Annotated in this window: 14 protein-coding genes; 12 read left to right on the forward strand and 2 right to left on the reverse strand. The window is 63.0% G+C overall.

All coding sequences use genetic code 11. The annotated features are described in order from the left end of the window. Nucleotides 1-5 precede the first annotated feature (5 nt). From POL67_RS05785 to POL67_RS05795, 3 genes are all read left to right on the forward strand, one after another. The gene (locus POL67_RS05785) at nucleotides 6-2462 is read left to right on the forward strand and encodes a type VI secretion system Vgr family protein (protein WP_271916053.1); all 2457 of its coding nucleotides are present in this window, start codon (nucleotides 6-8) and stop codon (nucleotides 2460-2462) included. Between the two features lie 9 nt (nucleotides 2463-2471). Next, nucleotides 2472-3329, forward strand: coding sequence for a hypothetical protein (locus tag POL67_RS05790; RefSeq protein ID WP_271916054.1), 858 nt, complete (start codon nucleotides 2472-2474; stop codon nucleotides 3327-3329). Between the two features lie 119 nt (nucleotides 3330-3448). Beyond that, nucleotides 3449-4366, forward strand: coding sequence for an RNA polymerase sigma factor (locus POL67_RS05795; protein WP_271916055.1), 918 nt, complete (start codon nucleotides 3449-3451; stop codon nucleotides 4364-4366). A gap of 19 nt (nucleotides 4367-4385) precedes the next feature. Here the strand turns inward: POL67_RS05795 and POL67_RS05800 are convergent, their stop codons facing one another. Then, nucleotides 4386-4748 carry a hypothetical protein gene (locus tag POL67_RS05800; protein WP_271916056.1) on the reverse strand — a complete coding sequence of 121 codons (363 nt, stop codon included), beginning with the start codon at nucleotides 4746-4748 and terminating at the stop codon, nucleotides 4386-4388. Nucleotides 4749-5888: 1140 nt separating this feature from the next. Between POL67_RS05800 and POL67_RS05805 the strand changes: the two genes are divergently transcribed. The 3 genes from POL67_RS05805 to POL67_RS05815 all read left to right on the forward strand — a co-directional run bounded on the left by POL67_RS05805 (nucleotide 5889) and on the right by POL67_RS05815 (nucleotide 8366). Beyond that, nucleotides 5889-6812, forward strand: coding sequence for a hypothetical protein (locus POL67_RS05805; protein WP_271916057.1), 924 nt, complete (start codon nucleotides 5889-5891; stop codon nucleotides 6810-6812). Between the two features lie 370 nt (nucleotides 6813-7182). After that, complete coding sequence (locus POL67_RS05810) at nucleotides 7183-7815, forward strand: hypothetical protein (RefSeq protein WP_271916058.1); 633 nt, start codon at nucleotides 7183-7185, stop codon at nucleotides 7813-7815. A 221-nt stretch (nucleotides 7816-8036) separates the two neighbouring features. Further along, a complete protein-coding gene (locus POL67_RS05815; protein WP_271916059.1) occupies nucleotides 8037-8366 on the forward strand; it encodes a hypothetical protein in 330 nt (109 codons plus the stop codon). A 542-nt stretch (nucleotides 8367-8908) separates the two neighbouring features. On the opposite strand, the gene POL67_RS05820 is transcribed toward POL67_RS05815, so the two are convergent. Then, nucleotides 8909-9136, reverse strand: coding sequence for a hypothetical protein (locus POL67_RS05820; RefSeq protein ID WP_271916060.1), 228 nt, complete (start codon nucleotides 9134-9136; stop codon nucleotides 8909-8911). Between the two features lie 129 nt (nucleotides 9137-9265). Here POL67_RS05820 and POL67_RS54100 point away from each other — a divergent pair, with 129 nt between their 5' ends. From POL67_RS54100 to POL67_RS05845, 6 genes are all read left to right on the forward strand, one after another. After that, on the forward strand, nucleotides 9266-9436 hold the full coding sequence (locus POL67_RS54100; RefSeq protein WP_373372350.1) for a hypothetical protein: 171 nt from the start codon (nucleotides 9266-9268) through the stop codon (nucleotides 9434-9436). A gap of 91 nt (nucleotides 9437-9527) precedes the next feature. After that, entirely contained in the window at nucleotides 9528-10367 is an 840-nt protein-coding gene (locus POL67_RS54105) for a protein kinase domain-containing protein (RefSeq protein WP_373372351.1), read from the forward strand. A gap of 422 nt (nucleotides 10368-10789) precedes the next feature. Next, nucleotides 10790-11659, forward strand: coding sequence for a hypothetical protein (locus tag POL67_RS05830; RefSeq protein ID WP_271916062.1), 870 nt, complete (start codon nucleotides 10790-10792; stop codon nucleotides 11657-11659). 2196 nt (nucleotides 11660-13855) lie between these two features. Then, a complete protein-coding gene (gene brxF / locus POL67_RS05835) occupies nucleotides 13856-14368 on the forward strand; it encodes a BREX-3 system P-loop-containing protein BrxF (protein WP_271916063.1) in 513 nt (170 codons plus the stop codon). Next, nucleotides 14365-18054, forward strand: coding sequence for a DUF6079 family protein (locus POL67_RS05840; RefSeq protein ID WP_271916064.1), 3690 nt, complete (start codon nucleotides 14365-14367; stop codon nucleotides 18052-18054). The genes brxF and POL67_RS05840 overlap by 4 nt, the downstream gene beginning before the upstream one ends. Before the next feature lie 8 nt (nucleotides 18055-18062). Further along, nucleotides 18063-20903, forward strand: a complete 2841-nt coding sequence (locus POL67_RS05845; protein WP_271916065.1) for a DNA methyltransferase — start codon at nucleotides 18063-18065, stop codon at nucleotides 20901-20903. Nucleotides 20904-20957: the final 54 nt, after the last annotated feature.

The following is a 20957-nucleotide window of genomic DNA, read 5'->3' on the forward strand; positions in this document are numbered from 1 at the left end:
TTTCAATGAAGTTCGGGCTCGACTCCATCCAAGCCGGCGTCGGCGCCGCTCGCGTCGTCGCCGACGTCATCGAGAAGATCCGCGCCTTCCTCGGCGGCGCGCATCCGGACTTCACCTTCGCCCGCGAGGGCGCGGGCTGGGACGAGCTCCTCGTCGTGCGCTTCGTCGGCCGCGAGGCGATCTCGACGCCCTACACGTACGAGATCCACCTCCTCCACCGCGCCCACGGCGGCCTCGACCCGCACGAACTCCTCGGCGCGCGGGCGTCGCTCCGCGTCGCGACGCTCACCGCGCCGGGCTACCGCATCGTCCACGGCATCATCACCGAGACCGAAGAGCTCGCGACCGTCCCCGAGGGCCAGCTCTACCGCGTCGTCCTCGAGCCCCCGCTCGCGCTCGCTGCGCGCCGCACGCAGTCGCGCGTCTTCGTCGACAAGACGCTGCGCCAGATCATCGACGCGGTACTCGCTCCGTTCTTCCTGCGCAGCGATGGCGCACACGCGAAGGGCGACGACGAGCACCCCGACGCGTACACGCCGGCCGGCGCGAGGTACTGCTACCGCATCACGGACACGACGCGGCTCGACGACCGCGCGGCGCGCTCCTACTGCGTGCAATACGACGAGAGCGACTTTGCCTTCCTGTCACGGCTGCTCGAAGAAGAGGGCATCGCGTACCACTTCGAGCACGGCCCCGGGACGTGCGTCCTCGTGCTCTCCGACGGTGATGAAGGCAAGACGAAGCTTGACCCCTTCGGCTCGCTCGGTCCCGGCGTGCACGGACGCGACGTAACGGCAATCAAGCTCGGCGGGCGGTTGCGCGAGAGGGCCGTCAAGCTTTCCGATTACGATTGGCGCAAACCCTCGGTCGCCATGCAGGCCGAAGCGGGACGCGACGCCGCGCTTTTCGAGCACCGCTATCCGGGCGTCTTCCACGAGCGCCCCGCGCTCGGCGCTCCGCTCGTGCAGGCGCGGCTCGATAGGCTCGCGGTCGAGGCGGCCTACGCCACGGGCTCGGGCGGCGTGCGCGTGCTCTCCGCGTGCTCGATCTTCCACCTCGACCACGACGGCACGCACCACGACGGGCAGTACCTCGTCACGCGCCTGGAACTGCGCGCCGAGCAGTCGGGCGTCATCTCGCAAGCCTCCGATCACAACCCCGAGCCCTTCAAGGCGACGTTCGAGCTCGTGCGGCGCGGCAAGGGCTCCCGCGTCGAGCCGTCGCGCTTCCGGCCGGCGCGCGTCACGCCGAAGCCGCGAGTCATGGGCTCGCAGACGGCGTTCGTGACGGACGAACCGTCGACGCGCGGGGCCGAAGTCAATGTGGGTGCCGACATCGGGTGCGTGCGGCTCCGGTTCCATTGGGACGAAGACAGCGATCGGCACGCGAAGGAAGCCACCTCATGTTGGGTGCGCGTCTCGCAGCTCTCCGCGGGCGCGGGGCGCGGGGCGCTGTTCCATCCGCGCGTCGGGGACGAGGTCGTCGTGCATTTCGTCGATGGCGATCCCGACAGGCCGCTCGTGAGCGGGAGTGTCTACAACGGGCAGAACCTTCCGCCCGCGGACGCGAAGGGCGCCGCATCGGTGAGCACGATCAAGTCGCTCGCGACGCCGGGCGGCGGCGTGAAGAACGAGTTCGCGTTCGACGACACGCAGGGGCGCGAGCGGATGAGCCTCCACGCGTGCCGTGACATGGCGACGCACGCGGGGAACGACCGCGCCGAGACCGTGACGAACAACGCAAGCTCACGCGTCGGCGTCGACCGGAGCGAGAGCACGGGCGCGAACCGCTCGACGGACGTGAGCGGGAACAACGCCGAACACGTCGGCGGAAACGAAACAATCGCCGTCGACGCGAACCAGGCGATGACGATCGGGGTGAACCAGTCGATCTCCGTGGGTGCAGACCGAAGCGTGGCCGTCGCGGCGAACGAATCGAAGACCGTGGGTGCGGCGCAGTCGCTTGCCGTGTCCGCCTCGCGGAGCATCACCGTCGGAGCGGATCAGGCTCGGAACGTCGGCGGCAGCATGAGCGACACGATCGGCGGCAGCGCGACGCTCGCCGTGGCGGGGAGCCGCGTTCTCACGGTCGGCGCCGACCAAGCCGCAAACATCGGGGGCAGCTACGGCGGCTCGATCAGCGGGAGCGCGACGCAGACGATCGGGGGCGCGCTCGGCGTGCAGGTCGGAGCGAGCACCGAGGCAGCCGTGGGCGCGGACGTCGCGCTCGCCACGGGCGCGGGATTCACGGTCTCCGCGGGTGGCGCGATGTCCCTCGTCGCCCAGGGCGAGGGCGGGATGCAGGCGCCGAGCATAGCTATCGTCGCGCTCGCCGAGCTACTGCTCTGCGTGGGCGGCTCATCCATTCGCATGACGGCCGGCTCCATCGAGATCGCTGCACCTTGCGTGAAGGTATCCGGCGGCGTCACGGATGTCGTGGGCGGTGCATTGAAGCTGAATTGAGGAGCGACAATGGATCCGATCACGATGGCTTCGCAGCGGTTCGCCGATTCCGTGTGCACGTTTCTCCGGCGCCCTCGCGCTCGCACGCTGCGCATCGTCGCCTCGCATGAAGAGCGCCGAAGCGCCGTGAATACGCTCCGGCTCATCGAGCGTGCCCCCGATAATCGACGAACGTTCTTCCTCTACGAAGAGCACTTCACCTCCGAAGAGCGCTACTTCGCCGGGCTCGCCGCGAAGCTCGCCGCTGACTGCGCGCAACTTGGCCTCGTGAAGCTCCGGACTCCGCGCGAGGGCGGGGCCATGCACCGGGCCGCCGTCGTCGTCGCGCGCATCGCCGAAGCAAAGCGCGAGGGCGTGCTCGTCGCCTTGCTCCCGCCGCACGTCGAGGACGGCTTCGCGGCGGCGATGCGCACGTGGACGGGCCTGCCGCTCCCGCTCGGCGTGAAGCACGCGGTGCTCGGCGGCGACGTGTTTGACGTCGAGGCGCGGTTCGAGGTGGACCAGCGGCTCCTCGCGGGGTTCCTTGCGTCGTCGGCCCTGGAAGCGGCGAACGCGCGCGCGAAGGTCGTCCAGGCGGCGCTCGTCGCGAATGGCGGCGACGTCGCGGCCGCGCGGGCGGAGCTGCGGGCCGCGCTGGACGCGTGCCGGGCGAGAGGGCTCGCGGGCGAGGCAGAGGCCGTCATGTTCGCGCTCGCGGGCGCGGACCTCGCCGCGGGCGACCGGGACGCGGCACGGCGCGGGTTCGTCGGCGCGGCGCAACTCCGCGGCAACGGCGATGCATGGCAGGCCGTCGCGAAGCTTGCGGCTGTCGACGGGCTCGACGACGTGGCCCGGGTCGCCGAGGAGAAGGTGACGCCGCAGACCTGAGTTTTGCCGGGCAAGCCCCCGCCATGGTAGATAACGGCTCGACTTGACGCGTTTTTCGAGGATCGGAAGAAATCGACATGCAACGGTCGATTTCTGCGAACCAAATCGCCTTCCCAGTCATGGGGCGCGCATGGAGCGTCCTGCCAAACTTTCCCAACTGTGGACTGAACTACTTTCCGTTTGCCCTGAACGCCCGCTTTGTGCACCGGGGACGACGAGCCCCGAAAGCCGAGGATCGAGTCCAGGAAGTGATGGCGCGAGCGTTCGCCCGCCTCCCTTCCTACGTGCCCCACGAGGACGGCATTCGTCCTTGGACGTTCGGCATTGCGAAGAACGTCGAGCACGAAGCGCGTCGCGCAGAGCGACGCGAGCGCCAACTGTTCTCCGCGGACACGCACGACGCCGAGCAAGCGACGGGTCGTGGGCGGACGCCCGAAGAGGACGCCTTCCTCGCCGAAGCCCGAACCAAGCTCATGGCGGCGATGAGCAGCATGCCCGAGCGATACCTCGCGGTGTTCGTGCTCGTCGACTTCATGGACGTCTCGTACGAGGAGACCGCGGAGAGGCTTCGGATCTCGATCGGAACCGTGAAGTCGAGGCGATCCGCCGCCATCGACCACCTTCGCTACCACCTCGGGGAGCGCGAGGACTGGATTGGCGTGCTGCTCGTGCGGCTACGTCGTGCTGCCTCGATGCGCAGCGCCTACGAGTGCATCCACCGTGCCGCGCATCTGTCCGGCCCGATCATCCTCGCGCTCGCCTGCATGCACTGCCCCGAGCCGGAGCTGGCCCGCGTGCGAGCCTCCTTCGCGGGCACGGCGCGCGTGCTCGCGGGTCTCGCCACCGGTTTCGCGCTCGTTGTCCCCGACGATCTCCCGAGTGCATCCGCGCCGTCGCGGTCACCGAATCCCGCAGAGCCCTTGCGAACATCTCGCCCCGCGCGTCCCCGTGCGTCCCAAGCGCCGGACGCCACCGACGCAGGCGAGAGCGAAGATTCGGAGCGCTCCGTGACGGAGGGGAGAGGTTGGTCCCTCTAGAACCGCTGGCGAGAATGCGCTAGGATCCAAGCGTATGCGTCGGCTCGCCGCGGTGTCCGCGATCGTCATTGGCCTCGTCTCGCCCGCGTGGGCGCAAGCTGACGACGATGCCTACGAGACCGAGGAGAGCACCGACGAGCAGCGATTCCAGGCGTTCGCAGCGCTGGGAGATCGCGAGGCCGCCGCGGGCCGTCCACGCGCGGCGGTCGCGGCCTATCGGCAGGCGCTCAGACTCCGGCCGGATCCTCTCATCGCCGGCCGGCTCGGTGTCCTCCTCGTGCAGCTCGGCAAGCCCGAGCAGGTGACCGACCATCTCCTGGACGCCCTCCAGCTCGCCGTGAAAGCAACGCCGGCCGAGCGGAAACGTTTTTTCGAGGCGCACGAAGTCGCGCGTGACGCGGGCGCTTGGATCGAGGTGCTCCTGTCGCATGCGGGCGTGCGCGTCACGATCGACGGGAAACCGAAGAACCGCATGGGTCGCTCGTCCTTCTGGATCTTCATGCGCACGGGAGAGCACGAGCTACGCGCGACGCTCGACGGCTACGAGGAGGCGCTCGTCCCGTTCACCGTGAAGAAGCGGGAGGACAAGCAGCTCCCGGTCACGTTGAAACCGCTGCCCGTGCCTGCCCCACCTGCGCCAGCGGTGTACAAACCGGAGAAGGACCCGCCGAAGGTGGAGCGGGTGGTTGTTGGGAGCGATGCGAAGCTCCCGAAGCAAGAGGACCCGTGGGGGTACGAGGATCCGCGGCCTGCGCAGAAGTCCGAGGAAAAACGCTGGTCGATCGGAGGTGGGCCGGTCGTGGTGTTCGGGGTGGCGTCGTGGATGCCTGCGGTGGGTCTGGCCGCGGGAGGGAGCTGGCGGCCGAACGAGTACGTATCGCTAGGGATTGAGGGACGGGCCGCGTGGCTCACGACGGGCGTAGAAGGCAGGCCCGTCGAGGCTATGACGGCCGGTGGGCTGTTGAAAGTGTGCGGGCACTTGCGGTGGTTTTCAGGCTGCGCGCTTGGACACTTGGGAGTGATCAACGTTAATTTTTTCCGCACAGAGCTACAAGCCCGCGAGCTTCGTAGAGGTATACCCCGGCGCCGGCGGCAGAATTGGCGCAGAAGTTCCCCTCACCCAGTCATTTTTCATCCAAGCATCGGCGGATGTCCTCGGACTGCGGAGCGGCACGCAGATCGCTGTGGGCCAGACCGTGATCGCGGAGCAGCCGCCGGTGATGATCGCTGTCCAGTTTGGGGCCGGATGGGAGTTTTAGCTATGCAAAACTCGCGTATTGCCACTTCAATCCTATTGCTAGCGCTCCTTGCCGCGTGCTCCGCACCGGATAAGTTTTTTCGCGGCGAATGTGATCCCAATGCGATCGTCGTTACCCCCGAGTGTATCCCCGATGCGGGTACCGATGCCGACGCCGACGCAAGCGACGACGCGGTCAACCCTGGGCCCCAAGCAATCGAATGCCTCGGCCGTTGCGCCCCCGAGCCGAGTAGCGAGTCGGCCGGGGATTGGCCGCGCACGCCGATGCTTCTCTGGTACGGTCCGCGCGAGTTTGCGCCCGCGAACTGCGACGAGGCACGCAAGCTCGGCGGCTACGGCGATGACGTGGAGTTCTTCGAGAAGTACCGACGCTTCGCCTACCTCGACGCGCCCCCCGCGGCGTGCGATCCATGCACGTGTCCGGCCTCCGAAGGCACGTGCACCAAGCTCCCCGAGACGCTCGAGGTCCGCGCTGGCACGTGCGCGGAAGACGGAGCGCCCGCACTCCCTTTCGGCGGACCCGTCGGCTGGGACGGCTCGTGCACGAGCACGAACGCCCTGCCGGCGGGGGCTGATTGCGGCGGCGAGCCTTGCGCGCAGTCCGTCTACGCCTCTCCGCTCCCCGGCCCGACGAGCGAGGCGTGTCCGTCCATCACGAAGCCGGCCACGGTCACCAAGACCACGGACTGGCTCTGGATGGGCCTCGCCTGCGAGGCGAAGGAGTGCGAGGGCACGTGCAAGAAGGCCACGCACCGATGCATGTACGATCTGCCGTACCCGTTTCTCCAGTGCGTCGCGCTAAGGGGAATACACGACAAGTGCCCCGGCAACTACGACCGCTATGACCCCATCTATCTCTACGGCGAGGTGCCCGTCGACACGCGCGGCTGCACGGCATGCGAGTGCGGCGGTAGCCCCGTCGGGAGCGCGTGCCTTGGAAATTTGCGGTTTTACAGCGACGCGGCGTGCGAAGCCGGGGCGGACACGGTTGACGTGGCCTCGTTCGGAGACCAATGCACGAACGTCTACCCGCCGGGCCGAGCGCTCGGGAGCAAGGCGATCACGGACCTCGCGTACCTCCCCGGCATCTGCCTTGCGACGGGAGGCGAGCCTACGGGCGCGGTCTCGGAAGACCCCACCGACGTGGTGACGTTCTGCTGCCTCCCGCCGTTCGAGTTCGCCGAGTAGGAAAAGCTCCCACCTTTCTCGAAAAATCAGCGAACAAAATTCGGGGGTCGGTCAAGGGCGTGGGTAGGGGGGCGGCTCGCTGCTTCCGGCCGGCGCCTGCCCCCCTCTTGCCCGAGCCGACCACGGTCCTCCTGGCCTCGTAAACGAAAAGGCGCCGTGTTCGGCCTCGGGCGGGTTTTTCGATAGACGGCCCGCAGAAGAGGGCGATGGGGGGCGCGCGCGTTTGGGCAAGCACCTCTCGCCTCCATCGTCCTCTTCTGCCGGTCGTTTGTCATCGCTCCGAGCCGGCTGCGCCGCGCGGCGTTTCCCCGTACGCGCACGCTTCACGCGACGCAGCCGCCTCGGGTCGGTGACTTCCTGGAGGTAAACAATGAGCGTCGCCCCGCACATGGATGACGATGACGTCGCGACGACCGTGACGGACCGCTCCGCGCTCCCGCCGCAGAGCGGGACACGCCCCAGCCTCGCGCATTCCGAACCGCCGCGCGATACCGTCGTGGACGCGCCGTCGGCGTGGAGCCGTGCCCATGCCGCGCTCGGGGCCGCGCTCCGCAGCGTGTGCGAGCGCTTCCGCAAGGCTCGCCTCGCGGATCGCCTGCCCCCGCTTCCGCCACTGCGGTCCATGACGGCGACCCACGTCTCGGTGGGCACCGTGGTGCATGACGAACGAGGCGAGCAACTCCTCCTCGATCTCGTGCGCGCGGCGCGGCCGTACCAGAACGCCGCGGTGTACGTCGCGAACTACGCGGTGGTACTCCGGAAGCTCGGGGACGACGCGTATGCCGAGGGGCTCCTGCACTTCGCGCTCTCGCGCATGCGGCCGGATGCCGAGGGGTTCGTCTCCGTCGCACGTTTGCGAGACCGCCTTCCCGAATTGTCGTACTCGGGGACGCTCGTGCCGGCGCTGACTCGTTTGGAGGCCGCTGGCATTGTCACGCTCACGGGAACGACGGAGGGAGGCACGATGCGGGTCGAGCGCGTGCTGCTTCGGGTTCCCTTGTGATCAGGCTGCGCCCTGTCGCCTTTGGTTACGACCTACAATGGCGGGGGCAGATCCTCGGCTGCATCAAACGGGAGGGCGAAGGGTGGCGTGCGTCCTGTACGCTCGTGATTCCAGGCATATTCGCGGAGCCCCACGCTCAGCTCGCCGCCGCTGCGCGCAGCCTCATCCGATTCGTGAAGAACGACCCTGATCTCGCCAAGCTTTTCGAGGGAGGTTGACGCATGGAAACCGAGCTTGCTTTCGCCAGCGATGGCACGATGTACGTCCGCTTCGAGGACGTTCCGCCAGCGGGCCGACGCGTTTTTGTTGGTTATGCGCTGACCAGCGAGGAACGAAAACGGTATGGCATCGGCGGCTTGCTTCGTTGGGCCTGCCTCCAACGCCTCGCTCTCGGGAGCGATGGGGGCGTGTACGTCGAAGAGGGGGCGATCGAGCCCGAAGGGCGCAAAGAGTTCAGTGGTTACGCCCTCACCGACAAGGAAGCCGCGCGCATCGTTCAGGAACTCCACCGCACCGCGTTCAATCTGACTCTCGCAGCGCGGTCGAAGTAGGCGCCGAATGGCCACCAACGTCACACGATCGCCGCCGTGCCACGCTGGTGTTGGGGCAAGCGTGGACATGTCGATCGCGGAGTGCGATCCGCCCCGGCTCATTTTACATCGCTACCGCGACCGGTTCATGGTCGAGGTCTATGTGTCCACGCGATTCGGGCCGTTGGTCTTCGTATTCTTCGCTCGGCCCAGCGGAAGGGGCGTCCATATCCGCGATCTGTTCGTGGACTGCTATAAGGGCCGCCGTTGGTTGGGCAGGGCGGAGGTCATTGATGAGAAAACGCGGGACGAAGTGTGTTGGCAACATATCCTTTTCTTGCCTCTCGTGCGCCGCGCTCTCGCATGGGCGACACGACGAAGATTAAGCCCGCGCTGCTGGTGCCCGGTCGGGCACCCAGAGAAATGCTGGGGCACCAATCACGGTCCGCAGCCCAAGCTCCCGGCTCTTCCAGAACTGCGGCGTGGGATCAAAGCGAGATGCAGGGGTCCGCATCGCGGCTGCTGTGTCGGCGCCTCATCAGGACAACGCCAAGCCAGGGGGGCTACTCCGACGTCGGAGACGGGGGATCCGCCGTCGTGCGTCGGACCTTCCGGCGCTCGCCCTTCGGCAGCTTACGAGTGAGATCCGCAATATGATTCAGCTCGTCGTCGGCCGGGAAGGTGATGACGCAAAACGGGGACACGCAGAGCGCGTGTGAGATGCGTTCGACAATTTCGATGGTGATCGCCGCGAGACCTTGCTCGATGCTCGACAGGTGTCCTTTCGACATCGTCGCCGTCCCCCTCCCCCTCTTCCCGTCCGTCGTTGCCCTCCCTCCCATCCCCTCACCCCGGCCCTCTGCCGCACCCTCCGCCACCGCCGCGCCGGAGCCCCGCCCGCCGCTGGCGCCCCTGATCCCGTGAGCACCACGCTGGCCCTCGGCCGCGCCTTCTCCTGCTTCCTCAACGCGCGCGGTCAGGTTCGCTGCTGGGGCACGAACGACTCCGGCCAGTGCGGCGGCAGAGGGGGATTTGGCGATGTGGCACGGAGCAGCAATATTGAATGGCTAGCGTGCGAAGCGTGGCTTTGAAAAGTGTGCCGTGGTACATTGATGCGGCACTTCCAGGGCTTGACGGCTGTGTGTCGCACGCGTAACCTCTCCTAGGGCGGAGGATAACGGTTTGCGCAGGGACAATTCGTCACTCTACACGCAAGATCCAGACGAGATTAACCGTCTCCTTCCTCCGCATGTACGCGCGGAGAGCCTGCTTGGTGACGGCGGCCAGGGGCTTGTCTTCAAGGGGCACGTCAACGGGCTTCCTGCAGCCATCAAACTCTACGTGACCGATCAGATTGAGACACGCATCGAGCGCGAGGTAAATGCTCTTGTACGTCTTAATTGCAGATCGATAGCGCGTCTGTTGTGGTCTGGCGATATAGTGCTGGTTGGAGAAAAGGTACGCATTGTAGCGACATCGTTTGTACCAGGTAGACCATTGAGCGAGGTGCTCAAGCAGAGAAAGCTGTCCGACGACGATGTGTGTGCGATGGCCTACGATGTTGCGGCCGCCATCCACCACATGTGGGAACTCCGGGTTGTGCATCGCGACCTAAAGCCCAGCAATTTGATAGTAGAGCCATCAGGACGAGTCTCGGTGATTGATCTTGGGATCGCGCGCCACGTGTCCCAGTCATCTATTACCGGGACGGGAATGACATGGGGGACTACGGGATATCTGTCACCTGAGCAAATGCGCGGAACCAAGCAGTTGACGTGCAAGTCGGATGTTTTTGCCTTGGGCATCGTTATGCTGGAGGCGCGACTTGGTCGACATCCGACTCAAAGAGATCAGGTGGGCTTGATGTCGAGTCGCTATCACGAATTCTTGCCTGGGAGTATCGGCAAATCGAGCTACGCAGATCTGTTGAAAAGTCTCTTGCAGCCACGACCGACGGCGCGGCCCGTTCCCGCCGCGATAATGCAGAGTCTTGCATCACATGCACGGGATGGTGGAAAATGAGCTTCTATGCCAACCTCGGGTACCGGTTCAGCCTGCCGAACGACGTTAGTCCCGAGGGTAGCGTAATCCTGGCGAGCGGGATGCCATTTCACCAGCTGATTCGCCGTCGGCTTAGTCGCCGCGATCACCTTGCCAACATTGTTTTCGATCCGCAGCTGTATTTGGCTGGTATGGATGCGAATACGTGCCCGAGAACTTGCGCGTATCTCTGTTCATACCCCTAGTTTGGCTCGCCCGGGTTGCCCCAGTATGACAGTGACATCCAGCGGCAGACTGAGTGGAGATCTCATGCGGTCAATTCCGTCGCGCGCCACTGGCGGGGTTCTGCGCCTGTAGACGCCGACGAAGTCGCGGCAGCTGTTGCGCAATGCGTGGATCTTCAACGCCGCCTTGCGACTCGATTCATTATACTTCCGAGTCCGTTGACGGTGGATCCGGGCACGAGCTACGATCGTGAGATAGACTGGCTGGACGCGGGTATTCGCTACGCGCGAGAGTGTGCCGATCGCCCTGTCTATGCAACCGTAGCCATAGCGGACGGTTGTCTCCGATATACCGATCCTGAGCGCAATTCATTGCTGGACCTGATTGCTGATAGTGTCAGTGCCCGCGGGGTGGATGGCGTCTATATCGTCGTTGAGCAAGGGGGTGAGGCTACTGAGTCGCGCCAGTGTAGCAACTTCAGGACACTGGCGTCACTCCTACACTTGATTCACCTTTTGGCGCGCGACAGTGGGCTTAGTGTCGCAGTGAACTTTGTTGGCTCGTTCGGGTTGGTTTGTATCGCTGCTGGCGCAAATTTGTGGGCGAGCGGCTGGTATAAGAGCCAATATCGCATGCGCCTTGCAGACGCAATCGCAGGTGGACGAGCATTCCCAAGCTATTGGTCCCACCTCGCAGCATCCGATCTCAGTTTAGACGAAGATTTTGATAATCTGGTGGCTGCACGGCTGCTGGGGTGCTTTCAAGATCACACGAATGCATCCGCCGGCTTGTTGCAGGCTGCGCGTAGCGGCAACCGTGTTTCCGACGTTCCGCCGTGGAGATACGCGCAGTCAAACGTGACCACCTGTAGCGAACACTTCTTCCTGTCCTCGATCGCGGCTACGACGCGGTTGTCGAACCTGCCGGAGTCTCAGCGACTACCGAGCGTTGAGCAGTGGCTGACACAGGCGGTGTCCAATACGCAACAAGTTGCGCGAAGACTTGGTAGCTCACCTAAAACGAAAATTGGGCACGTGCGCGGCTGGCTCGACGCGCTTCTGCACTATCGACGCACCCATAACGTGTGAGTCTTCTTCTGTGTGGCCGATGCGAGTATGTACTCCTTATCGGGACCGCGACAGGGGACACGCCTAGCAGGCACCAGCACCGTAATCGTATCGCTGATTGTCCACAAGCCCACGCCAGCGGCTTTGAACTCGTGTCGGACCTTATCTGATGGTTGAAAAGACGGATCCATCGCTACGATGGATGTGTCAGAGAATTTCTTGTATGTAATGGCTTGGGCTAGCGCGTCAGACCACCGTCGCAGCTTTGCCTCCACTGAAATTACCTCACCAGCAAGACTCCTCATCGAGGTCGACAGCCGTACGGACCCGGATGCCACTTGCTCAATTGCACCACTGCTCTTCAGCTCGGCTAATGCCTGTTCTATTGGCTTGAGGGAGTCAAATAGTTTGGATGTAATGCTTGGGGGCGATAGTTTGTTGAATCGGCGGAGTAACGAAATAATAGAGGTGTGCCGATAGCTCCAATCCCTTGGCAAGAGTTGCGGTGGTTCGTCATGGAAGAGCGCCGTGACGATATCAGGAATGCAACCGCCAATAGGCATCTCTCGCCGAACCTTGATGACATTGGCACGAAATGTCCCCCAGGCAGTCGCTGAGTTGAGAAGGCGCATCTGTAGCTCCTTCTCATTGGAGAATAGGGGCTGGCTTACTCGTGCAGTCGTCATCCCTGCTGTCCCTCATCTACGAGCCCAAGCAGAAGGTGCAACGCCGCCCTTGCGGTCCGCGCATCTCCTGCCTCGATGGCTGCGACGATGCAGTTCTCCAGGGCCTGTATGAGTGTAACTTTAGACACCTGAGGCCGCGGGCGGACGGGCGGCGCGTCGGTGGGGTGGGAAACGTGGCTCGTTCGCTCATCAGCACGACGAACGGACTCGACACATCTTCCTGACGAGTGCGCAGTGGCTTCCCTGCGTCTGTCGCTCCGGTGACGCAGCATGTCATCGTGGCGCACGGAGCCGCCTTCGGTTTGTGCCGCCTGCTCGTGGTCGTCAAAGGTCGTGCTTGCCTGGTCTGCGGCAACTTCCGGTTGACAGGGATGGCGCTCTCGTTTGCCGCCTGGCACAAGGCCACTGCTGATGACCGGCGGCACAAGAGGATGAGCTAAGTCCTCGGATTTACTGGCACCCCCGGCAGGAATCGGACCTGCGACCTTCGGTTTAGGAATCCTCTTCCGGGGCGTTCAGTGAGTCCTACGAAACTCACTGTTTTCGACGTAATTCCAACAGGTTGTAGGCAGCCAGGGGAGGACACGAGGGGACCGGTCTGGCCATGAGATTTGGCAGAGATTTGGCACGAAGATGTCCCTTCGCGGGAGGAAGCAGTGAGCCCCTGACAGAACCATGATTGTTGGCCTACACACCGTGTGCAGGTTCGGATCCCGAGCGGGAACGGAAACGTTGCCAGCGTGGGATTTTGCAGGGGTTCTGGTGAAGATCGAGGTTTGGGCGGGAGGGGGGTGGGGGGAGCTTGGGGGGGGCAGCGTGATCGCGTGGCTGCGGACCGGGACCGAGCCGGAGGGGAAGACGAGCATCGGGGCGCGCAGCACGCTTGTTGCAAAGCCCCCACATCGTGACGAGGCGCCCAGCCGGATGCGTTTCCTCCCCAACCTCGCCGGGAGCCTGAGCAACTCCGGTGCAGAGCGAGCTCAAGCAGCGCTCTCCGCTTCCACCCTGGCCGAGGCCCGTGCTCGATGCGTTCCCTGCCCGACCTCGCCAGGAGCCTGAACAACCGCGGCGAAACAGGTAGATGCGGCCTCAGTGGCAGTACCGAACTCGCGGTGGGGGTGCCATCAGAGTTCAAGGGAAACGTTGGGTTTCCAGCGGGTAAGGTAAGTCCCCGTGTCGCCGACGATGGCGAGACCCCTCTCGTCCGCCGGGGGATGTTCGTCTAGATGGCGGAGCTTGCCGTCGAGGGCTTCCCCGATCCTGGGCCGCACCCGCTCGCACCGGCGGCGGTGCCCAGTCTACCCGTGCGGTCGGCGTTCTCGGTATTGATTCGCCGGGCAGATCCGGCGACAGTAGCCTCTCCGGATGCGCATGAGTCTGCTCAACACCCACGTTCTGCTCGAACGCTCGGCTGGACGTGACCACGGTGCGGGGAACCACACCTCGCCCACGGCGTACTGCTATTGGTCCCGCGCGTCGCAGTATCGACCACCGCGGCGCGCGCGCGCGCGTTTTTCGGAGGAGGAGTAGCATGACCGCTCCGCTTGCTGCCCGCCTGCTTGATCGCGTCTCCGATGCCGGCGTCATGTACCACCGCCTCGTCCTGACGGTCGGTCCAGCGGGCTCCGGGAAGACGGAAGCGTTCACCGACCTTGCGGCCGCGCACGGCTGGCCGTGCATCAACGTGAACCTCAAGCTCGCGGAGCGGCTCCTCGATCTTACCCAGAAACAGCGCGCTGTTCGCGTCGCTGGTCTGCTCGATGATATCGTGAAGGCCACGTCAGCGGAGGTTGTGCTCCTCGACAACATCGAGATGCTATTCGCCGTCGAGCTCGCCCAAGATCCACTACGGCTCCTGCAGGGGTTGTCGCGCAACCGTACCATCGTCGCGTCGTGGCCGGGCACGTTCGACGGTCGAGTCCTCGCTTATGCGGAGCCGGGGCACCGCGAGTTCAAGAAGTACTCGACTCCCCAGGCCGTCATCGTAAACGCGCACGAGCCCCGACCCCTCGATGTTTTCGGCTTTTCGGAAAAGACCCTATGAAATACTCCGAGCTCATCCACTTCGAGCCCATCGAGACCGTCGTTCAGCTCCGCGAAGCGGACTCGGAGCCCGACGCGCGGCGCCTCGTCGAGACCTTCGTCATCTCGGATCGAATGGCGGAGCTGCTCTGCGACATGGTCATCCCGCAGCTCCAGTTCGCCAAGCCCGCCGACAACAAGGGGCTCCTTGTTGTTGGCAATTACGGCACTGGTAAGTCGCACTTAATGGCCGTAATCTCAGCCATCGCCGAGCACGCAGACCTTGCTACGAGCATCTCCATCGCGCGAGTCGCCGACCGTGCCGTGCAGATCGCCGGGCGCTTCAAGGTGATCCGCGCCGAAATTGGCTCGACGACGATGACGTTGCGCGAGATCGTCTGCACGGTGCTCGAGGACAACCTCAGCCGGCTAGGCGTCAAGTTCGAGTTTCCCGCCGCGGGCGACCGGCACGAGAACAAGTCAGCTTTCCAGGAGATGATGGCCGCCTTCGAGGCGGTGTACCCTGACCGCGGTCTCGTGCTCGTCATCGACGAGTTGCTCGACTACCTCCGCTCCCGAAAAGATCAAGAGCTCAGCCTCGATCTCTCATTCCTGCGCGAGCTGGGCGAGGTCTGCAAGGGCACGCGTTTTCGTTTCATCTCGGGCGTGCAGGAGAGCCTCTTCGACAACCCGCGCTTCCAGTTTGTGGCCGACACGCTCCGGCGCGTGAAGGACCGCTTCGAGCAGGTGCGCATCGCCCGCGAGGACGTGGCCTACGTCGTGGCCGAGCGCTTGCTGAAGAAAGACGCCAGGCAACAGGCGCTCGTGCGTGAGCACCTGACGAAGTTTGCCCCGCTCTACGGCTCGATGAACGAGCGCATGGACGACTTCGTCCGCCTGTTCCCCGTGCACCCCGCGTACCTCGACACATTCGAGCGGGTGTACGTCGCCGAGAAGCGAGAGGTGCTCAAGACGCTGAGCGTGACCATCCGCCGGGTCATCAACGACGAGGTGCCCCCAGATGATACTGGAGTCATCGCGTACGACTCGTACTGGGGCATGCTGCGCGATAACCCATCGTTCCGCTCCGTCCCCGAGATCAAGGCGGTCATCGACAAAAGCAGTGTGCTCGAGGCGCGCATCCAGCAGGCGTTCACGCGACCTCAGTACCGCCCGGCGGCTCTCCGGATCGTCCACGCGCTCTCCGTGCACCGCTTGACCGCCAGCGACATCTATGCGCCGCTCGGCGCTACGCTGGAGGAGCTGCGCGATGACCTTTGCCTCATGCTGCCGCTGCCGGAGCGCGAGGCGGGCTTCCTGCGCACAGTGGTCGAAACCGTGCTGAAGGAGATCCTTCGCACGGTGAGCGGGCAGTTTCTGTCGTTCAACAAGGAGAACGGCCAATACTTCATCGACCTCAAGAAGGACGTCGATTTTGACTCGCTCATAGAGAAGAAAGCCGAGGCCCTCGAAGACTCGCAGCTCGACCGTTACTACTTCGAGGCCCTACGCCGCGTCGTGCTTGAGGATCCCGACGCCCCGCCCTATGTCACGGGCTATCGCATCTGGGAGTACGAGGTGGAGTGGCGCGAACGCAAGGCGGGGCGCGATGGCTACCTCTTTTTCGGAGCACCCAACGAGCGGTCCACTGCGCAGCCGCCGCGGGACTTCTACGTCTACTTCGTCCAGCCCTTCGAACCGCCGTACTTCAAGGACGAGAAGAAGGCCGATGAGGTTTTCCTCCGCCTGAAGCAACGCGACGAAGTCTTCGATCGCACCCTCAAGCTCTACGCCGGTGCGCGGGAGCAGGCCGCGACGGCATCCGGCGTCAACAAAAAGATCTACGAGGAAAAGGCAGGTGAGCACCTGCGGACGCTCACCTCATGGCTGCGCGAGCACGTGCCGAGCGTGATGGAGGTATCCCACGAAGGGCGAAGCAAGTCGCTCCTCGACGTTGTCAGGGGTAAGCTCCCGCCGAACGCGACAGTCCGCGATTACGTGAACAGCGCAGGGTCCGTGCTGCTCGCACCGCACTTTCAGGACAAGAGCCCCGACTACCCGATCTTCAGCGTCCTCATCACGCGCCAGAACCGCGAACAGGCGGCGCAGGAGTCACTCCGCTGGGTGGCCGGCAACGTGAAGAGCAAGCAGGGCGCGGCGGTCCTAGATGCTCTCGAGCTACTAGACGGCGACGTCCTGAAGCCGCGCGAGTCACGGTACGCGAAGCACGTGCTAGAGCTGCTTTCGCTGAAGGGTCAGAGCCAAGTGCTCAACCGAACCGAGCTCGTGCAGGCAGAGTTCGGGGTCGACTATTGGACGCGATTTCGGCTGGAGCCGGAGTTCCTCGCTGTTGTCGCCGCAGCCCTCGTCCACAGCGGCGACGTGGTGATTAGCCTCGCGGGCAAGAAGATCGACGCAGCGAGCCTCGACCAGCTTGCCAAGCTGAGCGTCCGGGAGGTTAGCGAGTTCAAGCACGTCGAGCGACCGAAGGATCTGCCGCTCGGCTCGCTGCAGGAACTCTGCGACTTGCTCGGCGTGGCCCCGGGGCTCATCGTGAACCCAGCGACGCGCGACGATGCCGTCGCGAAAATCCAGCTGGCGGTTGGGGCACTGCTCGGCAAGGTCGTAACCGCTCAGGCCCGCGTGGGCGAGCTGGTGTTCTGGGGACAGCCCGTTCTTTCTGGGAAGGAACAGAACGATTGGCGAACTCGTCTCGGTGCGTTGAAGACGTTTCTGGAGTCGCTGCAACCGTTTAACACGGCCGGCAAGCTCAAGAACTTTCCGCACGACGCCGCCAGCGTTCAGGTCCAGAAGCCTGCCCTGGGCCTCACTCGGGAGGTCGAGGACCTCCTCGCACTCGTCCAGAAGGTGGCACCCCTCACGTCGTACCTCGGGAAGGCCGAGGCACTGCTGGATGCGAACCACGCTTGGCAGGAGGAGGTCCGCTCCAGACGTGCCGATCTCCTCACGAAAATCGGAAGCCCCAAGCATCGCGCGGACGCGGGCTTCCAGCGACTGCTGGGTCAGACGCTCGCCGAGCTTAAGGGGAAGTACCAGGAGGCCTACCTCGGTGCCCACGAGCGTACGCGGCTGGGTGTCAACGACGACAAGCGCAAGGTGACGCTCAGCAAAAGCCCGCGTCTCGCGCAGCTTCAGAGGCTCTCCGCCGTGGAGATGATGCCGACCCAGCAACTGCGCGATTTCGAGAATAGGCTATTCGCACTGAAGACGTGCTTCCAGCTCGGCAAGCCCGAGCTCGACGCGGACCCACTTTGTCCTCATTGCGGGTTCCGGCCTGCCGAGGAAGGGGGCTCGCCATCGGTGTCGTCGAAGATACTGGACGACCTCGACGAGGAGCTCGACCTGCTCGGGCAGGCATGGACTCAGACCTTGCTCACGAACCTTGAGGACCCGACGGTAGCAGGGAACGTCGAGCTTGTGAGCGACTCCAAGGGCAAGCGGGACGTACACTCGTTCCTCAGACTGAAGCAACTGCCGGACCCGGTTACGCCAGCGTTCGTGAAGGCGCTGCAAGAAGTGCTGAGCGGCCTCCTGAAGGTTATCTTGACCCCAGCAGACCTTCGAAATGCCCTCGCCGATGGTGGGCTGCCGTGCACCGTCTCGGATCTGCGTGCGCGATTCGAGCGGCATCTGACGGTGCTAACCCAGGGCAAGGACGCGTCGAGGGTGCGCGTGGTGATCGAGTGAATGGAGACGTGAAAGTGGCGAAGAAGGCTCAGCCTGTGAACGGTGATCTCTTCATCGAAGAGTCGGGGCAACTGCGGATAGCCAACAAGTCTGTCGAGCAGCGGGCACTCGAGAGGCCCCCGGTCGAGTGCCTCGGCTTGACATTTGAGAGCGAGGAGGCGCGTCGCGCGTATTTCCTGGATAAGCTACGTGAGAAGCTTGGCGACCCAAGCTTTCGTAACACGCCAGGTTTTCCGAAAGCCGACGACGATGCGATCCTCCGGTTGAGCGACCCTCCCTACTTCACTGCATGCCCTAATCCGTTTATCGGAGAGCTGCTTCAAAGGACAGGTTCTTGTGTAGGTGCTTCTGGACCTGCATTGATTCACAAGCCATTCGCATTCGACGTCACTGAGGGTAAGCAAGACCCGGTTTGCATGGCGCACACATACCACACAAAGGTCCCCTATCGAGCTATCGTGCGCTACATTCTTCACTACACAAAGCCTGGCGACGTCGTCTTGGATTCCTTTTCGGGCACTGGGATGACTGGTCTCGCAGCCCAAATTTGCGGCGCCCCCGACCCAGATTTCCGCAACACGATCGAGGAGGAATGGAGGACTGCTGGCTTTGGTGCTCCGACCTGGGGCAGACGATTCGCAGTCCTTTCGGACATCTCTCCTTTTGCCACTTTCCTCGCGCATAACTTCAACGCCACCCTGGATGTCACTACGTTTGAACAGGAAGCCCAGCGGATCGTTGCTGAGACTGAGAAAAAGTACGGTTGGGTTTACGAGACAGATGGCGGTCGCACTGCAGCGCGCGGCTCGCTTCAATATGTAATTTGGTCGGAATCAATATTTTGCGAGTGCGGCCGGGAGATTCTCTTCTGGGACCCGCCAAATCCCGCTGGAACGCTCCCCGAGCCCGAAACCGTGTTCAAATGTCCTGCGTGCGGGGCGAACGTCGTGAAACGGAGTGCGCAACGTGCAACAACGACGTTCGTAGACAGCGTGCTAAACACGCCGGTGACTCAGAACAAGCAGACCCCGGTGTTCGTTGAGGCGCGCGTTGATGGGGCGACCCTGAGGAAGCGACCTTCCGCGTTTGACATGCAGCTATTTAAGAAGGTTGAAGCGGAACCCATTTCGAACTACGTCCCAATGCAGCCCATGATGTTCAAGGGTGCGGAATGGGGGGATATGTTTCGTGCCGGCTACCACTTCGGCATCACGCATGCGCATCATTTCTGGACAAGGCGAAATCTTCTCGTCCTTTCGGAACTCTTCGAGCGTGCTGCAAAGTCTATGCATCCACGTGAAATGCTATTCCTGTGCACTTCTCTCGCGGTCAAGACTGGAAGCCGCATGCACAACGTTGGGTTCAAGGGAGGAAAAATCAACCTTGCCGGTCAAATTTACAATACGCTTCAACTCACCAGCGTAAGCGCTGAACGCAACCTTCTCGTTCTGGCCCGTGGAAAGCTGGAAGACATCAAGAGCGTCTTCTCGATTCAAAAAACTCCAGATTCGACCTTCATATCCACGAACTCCGCGACCGCACTCCTGGGTTTGGCGGACGGCTCAGTGGACTATGTGTTTATTGACCCGCCATTTGGCGACAACATCATTTACTCGGAGTTAAGTTTTCTATACGAATCTTGGCTTCGCGTATTCACTGATACGAATCAGGAGGCGATAATCTCATCGGAACAATCGAAAGGGTTGCCCGACTATCAAGCGCTCATGGTGAGGGCCTTCAAGGAACTATTTCGAGTGCTAAAGCCAGCCCGATGGCTAACAGTCGCGTTTCATAATAGCAAGAATTCGGTTTGGAATGCCATCCAGGAGGCGCTTGGGCAAGCCGGGTTTGTGGTTGCCGATGTGAGGACGTTGGACAAAGGACAAGGTACGTACAAGCAGATGACTACCGCTGGCGCTGTTAAGCAAGACCTCGTTATCTCCGCTTATAAGCCGAGCGATGGTTTCGTCAGGGAATTCGTATTGCGCTCCGGCACGTCGGACTCCGCTTGGCAGTTCGTTAGGGAGCACATGAGATACCTCCCCGTGTTCGTAGGTTCCGGCGCGAACGCAGCCATGATTGCGGAGCGACAGCCATTTTTGCTGTTCGATCGGATGGTGGCGTTCCATATACGCCTTGGAGTCGCTGTACCCATGGGAGCGAGCGAATTTTACGCGGGTTTGTCTCAGCGATTTGTAGAACGAGATGGAATGTACTTTCTTTCGGACCAAATTGCTGAGTACGACCGAAAGCGGAGTGCCGTTACGGAATTGCGTCAACTTGACCTTTTCGTCAGTGACGAGGCGAGCGCGGTCCAGTGGCTCCGCCAGCATCTTCAGCGAAAGCCGCAGACGTTTCAAGAGTTGCAGCCTCAGTTCATGCGCGAACTTCAGTCTTGGGCGAAACACGAGCGAACGATTGAGTTGCGCGAGATGCTTGAGCAGAACTTTCTAGTCTACGATGGACGAGAGCCTGTGCCTACTCAGGTGCATTCGTACCTGTCCAGCAATTACAAGGAGCTTAGGAATCGCGACAAGGATGATCCTGAACTACGGGAGAAGGGCAAGGACCGCTGGTACGTACCCGATCCGACCAAGCAATCTGACCTTCATAAGTTGCGCGAGCGGGCGCTTTTGCGTGAATTCGAGGAGTACAAGGCAAGTACGCCAAAGAAGCTCCGGCAGTTCCGCACCGAGGCATTGCGAACTGGTTTCAAGGCGGCCTACGACGCTCGGGATTATAGGACGATCGTCAGCATTGCTAAGCGAATTCCAGAGGCGGTTCTCCAAGAGGACGAGAAGCTCCTAATGTACTATGACGTCGCAAGTATGCGTCTCGGAGAAGAGTAGGGTCACGATGCTCATCGGAAAGCACTTGTATCACGGAGACCTAGGCGCACATTT

This window comes from Polyangium mundeleinium, assembly GCF_028369105.1.
Lineage (GTDB): Bacteria > Myxococcota_A > Polyangia > Polyangiales > Polyangiaceae > Polyangium > Polyangium mundeleinium.

What these genes read in the sequence shown, in the direction of transcription:
- POL67_RS05790 (WP_271916054.1), top strand. Translation starts at nt 2,472, where the DNA reads ATGGATCCGATCACGATGGCTTCGCAGCGGTTCGCCGATTCCGTGTGC.
- POL67_RS05820 (WP_271916060.1), bottom strand. Translation starts at nt 9,136, where the DNA reads ATGTCGAAAGGACACCTGTCGAGCATCGAGCAAGGTCTCGCGGCGATC.
- POL67_RS05815 (WP_271916059.1), top strand. Translation starts at nt 8,037, where the DNA reads ATGGAAACCGAGCTTGCTTTCGCCAGCGATGGCACGATGTACGTCCGC.
- brxF (WP_271916063.1), top strand. Translation starts at nt 13,856, where the DNA reads ATGACCGCTCCGCTTGCTGCCCGCCTGCTTGATCGCGTCTCCGATGCC.
- POL67_RS05785 (WP_271916053.1), top strand. Translation starts at nt 6, where the DNA reads ATGAAGTTCGGGCTCGACTCCATCCAAGCCGGCGTCGGCGCCGCTCGC.
- POL67_RS05810 (WP_271916058.1), top strand. Translation starts at nt 7,183, where the DNA reads ATGAGCGTCGCCCCGCACATGGATGACGATGACGTCGCGACGACCGTG.
- POL67_RS05795 (WP_271916055.1), top strand. Translation starts at nt 3,449, where the DNA reads ATGGGGCGCGCATGGAGCGTCCTGCCAAACTTTCCCAACTGTGGACTG.
- POL67_RS05805 (WP_271916057.1), top strand. Translation starts at nt 5,889, where the DNA reads ATGCTTCTCTGGTACGGTCCGCGCGAGTTTGCGCCCGCGAACTGCGAC.
- POL67_RS05840 (WP_271916064.1), top strand. Translation starts at nt 14,365, where the DNA reads ATGAAATACTCCGAGCTCATCCACTTCGAGCCCATCGAGACCGTCGTT.